This is a genomic window from Clavibacter sp. MX14-G9D, from assembly GCF_032917815.1.
Taxonomy (GTDB): domain Bacteria; phylum Actinomycetota; class Actinomycetes; order Actinomycetales; family Microbacteriaceae; genus Clavibacter; species Clavibacter michiganensis_K.
Map to the genome: position 1 here is coordinate 1 of NZ_JAVCVL010000137.1, position 7,652 is coordinate 7,652.

Annotated in this window: 6 protein-coding genes; 1 reads left to right on the top strand and 5 read right to left on the bottom strand. The window is 75.1% G+C overall.

The features are described 5' to 3' along the window. From Q6969_RS11040 to Q6969_RS11060, 5 genes are all read right to left on the bottom strand, one after another. The coding region (locus Q6969_RS11040; RefSeq protein WP_317230486.1) for an NAD-dependent epimerase/dehydratase family protein at window positions 1-120 on the bottom strand (120 nt) is incomplete at its 3' end. Beyond that, on the bottom strand, window positions 117-2,813 hold the full coding sequence (locus tag Q6969_RS11045; RefSeq protein WP_317230482.1) for an alpha/beta fold hydrolase: 2,697 nt from the start codon (window positions 2,811-2,813) through the stop codon (window positions 117-119). The genes Q6969_RS11040 and Q6969_RS11045, both read right to left, overlap by 4 nt. Window positions 2,814-2,820: 7 nt before the next feature. Further along, window positions 2,821-3,852, bottom strand: a complete 1,032-nt coding sequence (locus Q6969_RS11050; RefSeq protein ID WP_317230483.1) for a 3-oxoacyl-ACP synthase III — start codon at window positions 3,850-3,852, stop codon at window positions 2,821-2,823. A 106-nt stretch (window positions 3,853-3,958) separates the two neighbouring features. Then, window positions 3,959-5,104: a flavodoxin-dependent (E)-4-hydroxy-3-methylbut-2-enyl-diphosphate synthase gene (gene ispG, locus Q6969_RS11055; RefSeq protein ID WP_012038846.1), complete on the bottom strand. Its 1,146-nt coding sequence runs from the start codon at window positions 5,102-5,104 to the stop codon at window positions 3,959-3,961. A 79-nt stretch (window positions 5,105-5,183) separates the two neighbouring features. After that, window positions 5,184-6,659, bottom strand: a complete 1,476-nt coding sequence (locus Q6969_RS11060; RefSeq protein WP_317230484.1) for a site-2 protease family protein — start codon at window positions 6,657-6,659, stop codon at window positions 5,184-5,186. Window positions 6,660-6,805: 146 nt separating this feature from the next. On the opposite strand from Q6969_RS11060, the gene Q6969_RS11065 reads away from it, so the two are divergent. Beyond that, window positions 6,806-7,652: serine/threonine-protein kinase (locus tag Q6969_RS11065; RefSeq protein WP_317230485.1), on the top strand; the 847-nt coding region annotated here is incomplete at its 3' end.

Consider the following 7,652-nt stretch of genomic DNA (forward strand, 5'->3'; position numbering starts at 1 on the left):
GCTCGCGGCGAGGCCCGACGGCTGGCGCTGGAACGTGCGGACGGCGTGGCCGGCCGCGGCCAGGCGCTCGGCGACGGCACGGCCCAGCATCCCGCTGGCCCCCGTCACGAGGACGGTCACGGCGCGGTCACCCGGCCGCCGGACAGGATCCCCGCGGCCCACCGGCCGAGGCGGGCGCGGTCGACCTTGGAGTTGTGCCGGACGTCCGTCGGCAGCACCGGCACCACGATGACGGCGGCGACGGCACGCCCCACGGCGGTGCGCACGGCGGCGGCGAGTTCCGCGTCCGCGAGCCCCACGCGGCGGACGGCGGGCACCCGCTCCACGACGAGCACGAGCTGCTGGACCCCCGCGGGCCCGACGCCCACGGCGGCGGCGCGGCCGACCCCGGCGACCGACTCGGCGCGCTGCTCCGGGGCGACCGGGGTGAGCACGCCCTCGGGCGTCGTGACGACGTGCGGCAGCCGGCCCTCGACCCAGAGCGCGCCGGTGGCGTCGAGGTGGCCGACGTCCCCCGTGCGATGGCGGCGGATCCCGTCCGCCGAGTCGCGACGGGCCGCCCGGTCGGTGACGTGGAGGCGGTCGTACCGGTCGTGCACGTGGGGGGCCTCCGCGACGATCTCGCCGGTGATCCCCGGCTCGTCGGTGAGGGCGCCCGTGGCGGCGCCGTCGGCGTCGAGCGGGCTGATGCGGATGCGGACCGGGGCGACGGGCGCGCCGACGCAGACCCCCGCGTCCCCGCGGAGGGCGGCGGCGCGGATCCCGTCGAGCGTCACGTCGGTGAGCAGCAGGCCCTCGGTCATGCCGTACGGCGTGTGCACCTCCGCGGCGGGGACGAGCGCGGCGGCGCGCGCCAGCAGGGGCTCCGACAGCGGGGCTCCCGCCGAGAGCAGGGAGCGGACGCGGCCGAGGGCTTCCCGGTCGTCGCCCGTGAGCGCGTCGGCGGTCGCGACGACGTTGGCGAGCGCGGCCGGCGACGCGAACACCACCGTGGCGTCGACCGCCCGGGCCGCGGCCGCGAGGGCCGACGCGGTGAGGTCGCGCGGACGGGTCACGTCCATGTCGGGCGTGACGCTCGTGGCGCCGAGCGCCGGCCCGAGGAGCGCGAACGGCGCGAAGCCCGCGACGAGGCCCGTGCCGACGCCCACGTCGAAGCGCCCGCCGAGGGTGTCGCGGAGGGCGGCCAGCTGGCGGTGCGTGTAGACGACGCCCTTGGCGGGTCCCGTGGAACCCGAGGTGAAGAGGATCGCGGCGTCGTCGTCGGCCGCGGGCTCCGGCGGCAGCGCCTCGGCGCGGCCGTCGCGGGCGATCTCCGGCAGGCTCGCGGCGACGCCGAGCGCGCGGGCGACGGGGGGCGCGAGCGTCGTGACGGAGATCCGCTCCCCCGGCCATCCGAGGGCCCGTGCCAGCGCGAGCCCCGCAGGGATGCCGACGACCATGTCGGGCCGGGCGCCGGCGACGGCACGCCCGAGGCCCTTCACGCCGAGGCCCGCGTCGGCGACCACGACGATCGCGCCGATGCGCAGGCACGCGTAGAGGAGCGCCGTGAGGTCGGCCCCCGGGGGCACGAGGAGCGAGACCCGGTCGCCGGCCCGCAGTCCGCGGGCGTGCAGGCCGGCGGCGATCTCGCGGACGCGGCGGGAGAGCAGCCGCCACGAGACGATGCGCGGACCGCCGCCGCCGCGCGGGGCCATCTCCACGAGGACGGGCGCGTCGCTGTCGCGCAGCTCCTCGAGGAGGGCGCCGAGCGGGCGGACGGCCTCGACGGCGCGTCCTGCGTCGGGCGCGGATGCCGATGCGGACCGCCGCGGCGCGGGGGCGGCGGAGCCCGGCGCCACGCGGTCCGCGAGCCACTCGAGCGCGGTGGACGCGTAGTCGTGGTCCTCGGCGACGAGGTGGCCGGCGCCCTCGACCCGGTGCACGTCGGCGTGCGGCAGGCGCTGGATCAGGTCGGACAGGTAGACGTCGGAGAAGATCGGGTCGCGCGGCCCCCAGACGAACAGGGCCGGCCGGTCGAGGTCGCGGAGGCCCTCCGCGATGTCGACGAGGGTCGCGTGGCTCGCGTGCGCGGGGCCGACGGGGATGTCGGCGACGAAGCCGCGGATGCCCTCCCGGCGGGCGGCGCCGCGGTACGGCGCGGAGAACGCGCGACGCACGGCGGGGTCGAGCGGCGGGTGGCCGAGCGCGAGCGTCGTGGCGAGGAACCCCGGCGTGCCGCGGGTCGCCGCGTCGTGGATGCCCGTCGCGAGCGCCAGCCGGAGCGGCCACGGGATGGGCGCGCCCGCCCGCTGGTGCACGGCCGTGTTGAGCGCCATGACGCCGGCGAGCACGTCGCGGTTGCGGAGCGCCCAGCCGAGGCTGACGACGCCGCCCCAGTCGTGGCCGAGGGTGACGACGGGCGAGGAGGCACCGGATCCCGAGAGCCCGAGCTCGTCGGTGAGTGCCTGGAGGTCGTCGAGGCGCATCGGCAGCGTGCGTGCGACGCCCGTGCGCTCGGAGAAGCCCATGTCGAGCTGGTCGACGGCGACGACGCGCCAGGCCGGCCGCGCGGGCTCGCGCTCGGCGCGCGCCAGCGACTCCGCCGCGATGCGCCGCCACAGGTACGACCACGTCGGGTTGCCGTGCACGCACAGGATGGTGCCCGCGACCGGCGCGCCCGTGGCCGCCAGCCGCTCCCCCGTGTCGAGGACGTGCCAGCCGTGCCCGCCCGCGCGCACCACGCGCGACCACGCGGGGTCGAGCCCCGGGAGCGGGCGCCCGTCGGGGCCGGGCACGGGGACGGTCGCGGCGGAGCCCGCCGACGGTGCGCTCACGCCGCGGCTACCAGAGGATCTCGGTCATGGCCGTGTTGAGGCCGGAGCCCACGCCCATGCAGAGCACGCGGTCGCCGCGGCTGAGGCTGTCCGCCTGGTCGGCGAGCGTGATCGGGATGCTCGCGGGACCGACGTTGCCGTAGCGCGGGTAGGTCAGCGGCACGCGCGACTTGTCGAGCCTCGCGGCCTTGACGATGGCGTTGGTGTGCACGTCCGACACCTGGTGGAGGATGTAACGATCCATGTCCGACCAGTCCCAGTCGTCCTGGGCGGCCTCGGTCCACGCGGCGACGACGAGCTCCATCCCGCCGCGGAGGAGCTCCTTCGTGTCGGTGAACATGCCGTCCACGTCGCCGATGCACAGCTCGTGGTGCTGGGTGGCGGCGCGCGTGACGCCGCCGAGGACCCGGTGGCCCTCCGGGTGGTCGCTCGTGCGGCCGAGGACCGCGGCCGCGGCGCCCGCGCCGAGCGTGAGGCTCGGGAACTCGCTGAGGAAGTCGGCGCGCGTCGTCTCCGGGCGGAGCAGGCGCGCCACCGTGTTGTGGCGGATCTCGCCGGCGTCCTCGCCGTCGACGATCATCGCGTAGTCGATCTGCCCCGAGTCGATGAGGTGGCCGGCGAGGGTCATCGCGTTCACGAAGCCGAGGCAGGCGTTCGCGATGTCGAAGTTGAGGGCCGACGACGGCAGCCCGAGGCCGTTGTGGATGCTGACGGCGACGCTCGGCTCGAGGTGCGCGCGCGTCACGGAGGTGTTGATGAGCAGCCCGATCTGCGAGGCGTCGACGCCCGCCTGGGCGAGCGCCTTGCGCCCGGCCTGGGTCGCGGCCGCGTCAAAGGACATGTCGGCGTCCCAGTTGCGGCGCTCCAGCACGCCCGCGACCCGCTGCAGGAGGCCCGTGGGGAGGCGGAGGCGGGAGAGCACCGGCTTCAGCCGCTCGTCGATCTCGGCCGACGTCACGGTGTGCGGGGCGAGGACGCTGGCGAGCCCCAGCAGGGAGGTGTTCCGATGCCGGAATGTGGCGTTACCGTTCAACAGCATCCTCAGTTCGTGGGGCGGTCCGCCGGGCGGACGACTAGCAGAGCCTACGCGCAGACGGCGCGCGCGGACGCGCGGCCGCCTCGCGGGCGGGCGGGGAGAAGGGGGGTCAGACGAGGATCTCGGGGCTGCCGATGGATCCGGCGGGCATCTCCGCGGCGAGGCGGTTGGCCTCCTCGATGAGCGTCTGGACGATCTCGGCCTCGGGGACGGTCTTGATGACCTCGCCCTTGACGAAGATCTGCCCGCGGCCGTTGCCGGACGCGACGCCGAGCTCGGCCTCGCGGGCCTCGCCCGGACCGTTGACGACGCAGCCCATGACGGCGACGCGCAGCGGCACGTTGACGTGCTTGAGGCCCTCGGTGACCTGCTCGGCCAGCGAGTAGACGTCGACCTGCGCCCGGCCGCAGCTCGGGCAGGAGACGATCTCGAGCTTCCGCTCGCGGAGGTTGAGCGACTGCAGGATCTGCAGGCCCACCTTGACCTCCTCCGCGGGCGGCGCGGAGAGGGAGACGCGGATGGTGTCGCCGATGCCCTCGGAGAGCAGGATCCCGAACGCGGTGGCGCTCTTGATGGTGCCCTGGAACGCGGGACCCGCCTCGGTGACGCCGAGGTGCAGGGGCCAGTCGCCGCGCTCGGCGAGCAGGCGGTAGGCCTTCACCATGATGACGGGGTCGTTGTGCTTGACCGAGATCTTGAAGTCGTGGAAGTCGTGCTCCTCGAAGAGGCTGGCCTCCCAGACGGCGGACTCGACGAGCGCCTCGGGCGTGGCCTTGCCGTACTTCTGGAGCAGGCTCGGGTGCAGGGACCCGGCGTTCACGCCGATGCGGATGGAGACGCCCGCGGCCTTGGCGGCCTTCGCGATGGCGCCCACCTGGTCGTCGAACTTGCGGATGTTGCCCGGGTTGACGCGCACGGCGCCGACGCCGGCGTCGATGGCCGTGAACACGTACCGGGGCTGGAAGTGGATGTCCGCGATGATCGGGATCTGGCTCTTCTTGGCCAGGATGTGCAGCACGTCCGCGTCGTCCTGGTGCGGGACCGCGACGCGCACGATGTCGCAGCCGGTGGCCGTGAGCTCGGCGATCTGCTGGAGCGTGGCGTTGATGTTGGTGGTCTGCGTCGTCGTCATCGACTGGACGCTGACCTGGGCGTTCCCGCCCACCTTCACCTTGCCGACGCTGATCTGACGGGTCTTCCGGCGGGGCGCGAGGACCTCAGGGACCTTCGGCATTCCGAGATTGACTGCTGGCACGGAGAAGAGCCTACGTCCGATTCCTGCGCACCCGGTGCGCCGGGGGCGCGGGCGGCCGCGACGGCCGCGGGGCCGCGGGTCAGGTGAGGCGGACCGGGTTCACCAGGTCGGCGAAGATCAGCAGCGCGCTCATGGCGCCGAACAGGATCACGACCACGAAGGTCAGCGGCATGAGCTTCGCGACGTCCACGGGGCCGGGGTCCCGGCGGCCGAGCAGCTTCGCCGCGAACCGGCGGACGCCCTCCACGACGGCGCCGAGCACGTGCCCGCCGTCGAGCGGCAGGAGCGGCAGCAGGTTGATCATGCCGAGCGCGACGTTGAGGGACGCAACCAGGCCGACCATGGCGGACGCGCGGGACGCGACCGGGGTCTCGTCGAGGCTGGCGATCTCGCCCGCCACGCGGCCCACGCCCACCACGCTCATGGGGCCGTTGGGGTCGCGCTCCCCGCCGCCGAACGCGGCGCGGCCGACGTCGACGAGGCGCTGGGGGAGGTTCAGGATGAGGTTCCCGACCGCCGCCATGTTCTCGCCCGTGGTGGCGAAGGCCGCCGAGAGCGGCTGCCGCTGCACGGCCTGCGTGGGGCTGAAGCCGATGAGCCCGACCTCCTGCGTGACGGGGGCGCCCTGCTCGTCGACCTCCGGGGCGCCGCGGGACCCGATGACGGCCTGCTCCGTGAGGACGGGCGTGATGGCCAGGGCCTCGCGCGCGCCGTCGCGCTCCACGACGACGTCGAGCTCGCGGCCCGCGGACACCTGCACGATGCCCGTGACCTGGTCCCACGCGGTGATCTCGGTGCCGTCGATGCTCACGATCGTGTCGCCCGGCTGGAGCCCGGCGGCGGCGCCGGGCGCGGCGGGCGCCCCCGCGGGGCAGGCGGCGGCGTCGGCCGAGGCGGTGGAGCCGGCGGGCACGATGCACGCGTTGACCTGCCCGACCGTGGTGGTCGGGGTCGTGACGCCGAAGCCGCAGAGCACGACGGCGAACAGCAGGATGGCGAGGAGGAAGTTCATCGCCGGCCCGCCGAGCATGATGACCATGCGCTTCGGGACGGACAGCTTGTAGAAGGCGCGGTCCTCGTCGTCGCCGATGCTCTCGGCGCTCGCACGCCGGGCGTCCTGCACGAGGAGGTCGAAGAAGCCGCGGCCCGCGCGGTCGTCGCCGTCCCCGGTGCCGCCGGCGTCGGGGGCCGTGGCGGTCGTGGTGCCGGCGGGATCCGCGGCGTCGGTCGCCGGTGCGGTGCCCGCCGGGCGCCGGCTGTCGGGCCCGACCAGCTGCGCGATGCCCGTGCTGCTGGTGCCGGCGCGCGAGCTCTGCGGCGGGAACATGCCGATCATGGAGATGTAGCCGCCGAGGGGGATGGCCTTCACGCCGTACTCGGTCTCGCCCTTCCGGCGGCTGAACATCGTCGGCCCGAAGCCGATCATGTACTGCGTGACGCGCACGCCGAAGAGCTTCGCGGGCACCAGGTGCCCGACCTCGTGCAGCCCGATGGACACGGCGACGCCGACCACGATGATGAGCACCCCGAGGATGTAGAGGAAGACGCCGTCCATGGTGGGAGAGGCTACCTCGCGCACCCTGGGCGGACGCCGCCGTTGCGCGGATCCGCCGGCGTCGCCCGCGATCGGGCGGCGACGCCGCCCGGGGTCCCGCCAGGAGCCGCGGTCTAGGCTGGAGACCCGTGACGAGAGGTGCTCCCATGCCCGGAGAACGGACCGACGGACTCGCCGGCACGCTGCTGGCCGGCCGCTACCGCATCAGCGGACTGCTCGGACGCGGCGGCATGGCCACCGTGTACCGCGCCGACGACGAGACGCTCGGCCGCGAGGTGGCCGTCAAGGTCTTCGCGACCGATTCCGCCGACCCCGGCGAGGTCGAGCGCCAGGAGGGCGAGGTGCGCATGCTCGCGGGCCTCAGCCACCCCGGCCTCGTGACCCTCTTCGACGTCGGCGACGACGTGGTCGCCGACCGCGTGCTCGCGTTCATCGTCATGGAGATCGTCGACGGCACCACGCTCGCCGACCGCATGAAGGAGGGCCCGCTGCCCGGGCCCGAGGTCGCCCGCATCGGCGGGATCCTCGCCGACGCGCTCGGCTACATCCACCGCCGGGGCGTCGTGCACCGCGACGTGAAGCCCGCGAACGTGCTGCTCGCCACGCCGGAGGACGACGACGAGCCCGCCGCCGCGAAGCTCACCGACTTCGGCATCGCCCGCCTCGTGGACGGCACGCGGCTCACCTCCACGGGATCCATCGTCGGCACCGTGAGCTACCTCAGCCCCGAGCAGGCGCTCGGCGAGGAGGTCGGCGCGCCCACCGACGTGTACGCGCTCGGCCTCGTGCTCCTCGAGTGCCTGACGGGCCGGCGCACCTTCCCGGGCACGGCCGCGGAGTCGACCATGGCCCGCGTGGTGCGCGACCCGGAGGTCCCCGCGCGGCTCGGCCCGGCGTGGGTCGACCTGCTGTCCCGCATGACCCGACGCGATCCCGCCGCCCGTCCGACCGCGCGCGAGGTGGCCGCGGAGCTCCGCACCGGGCGGGCGCCCG

Coding starts and splice junctions, on each gene's coding strand:
- Q6969_RS11050 (WP_317230483.1), bottom strand. CDS start 3,852: ATGCTGTTGAACGGTAACGCCACATTCCGGCATCGGAACACCTCCCTG.
- Q6969_RS11060 (WP_317230484.1), bottom strand. CDS start 6,659: ATGGACGGCGTCTTCCTCTACATCCTCGGGGTGCTCATCATCGTGGTC.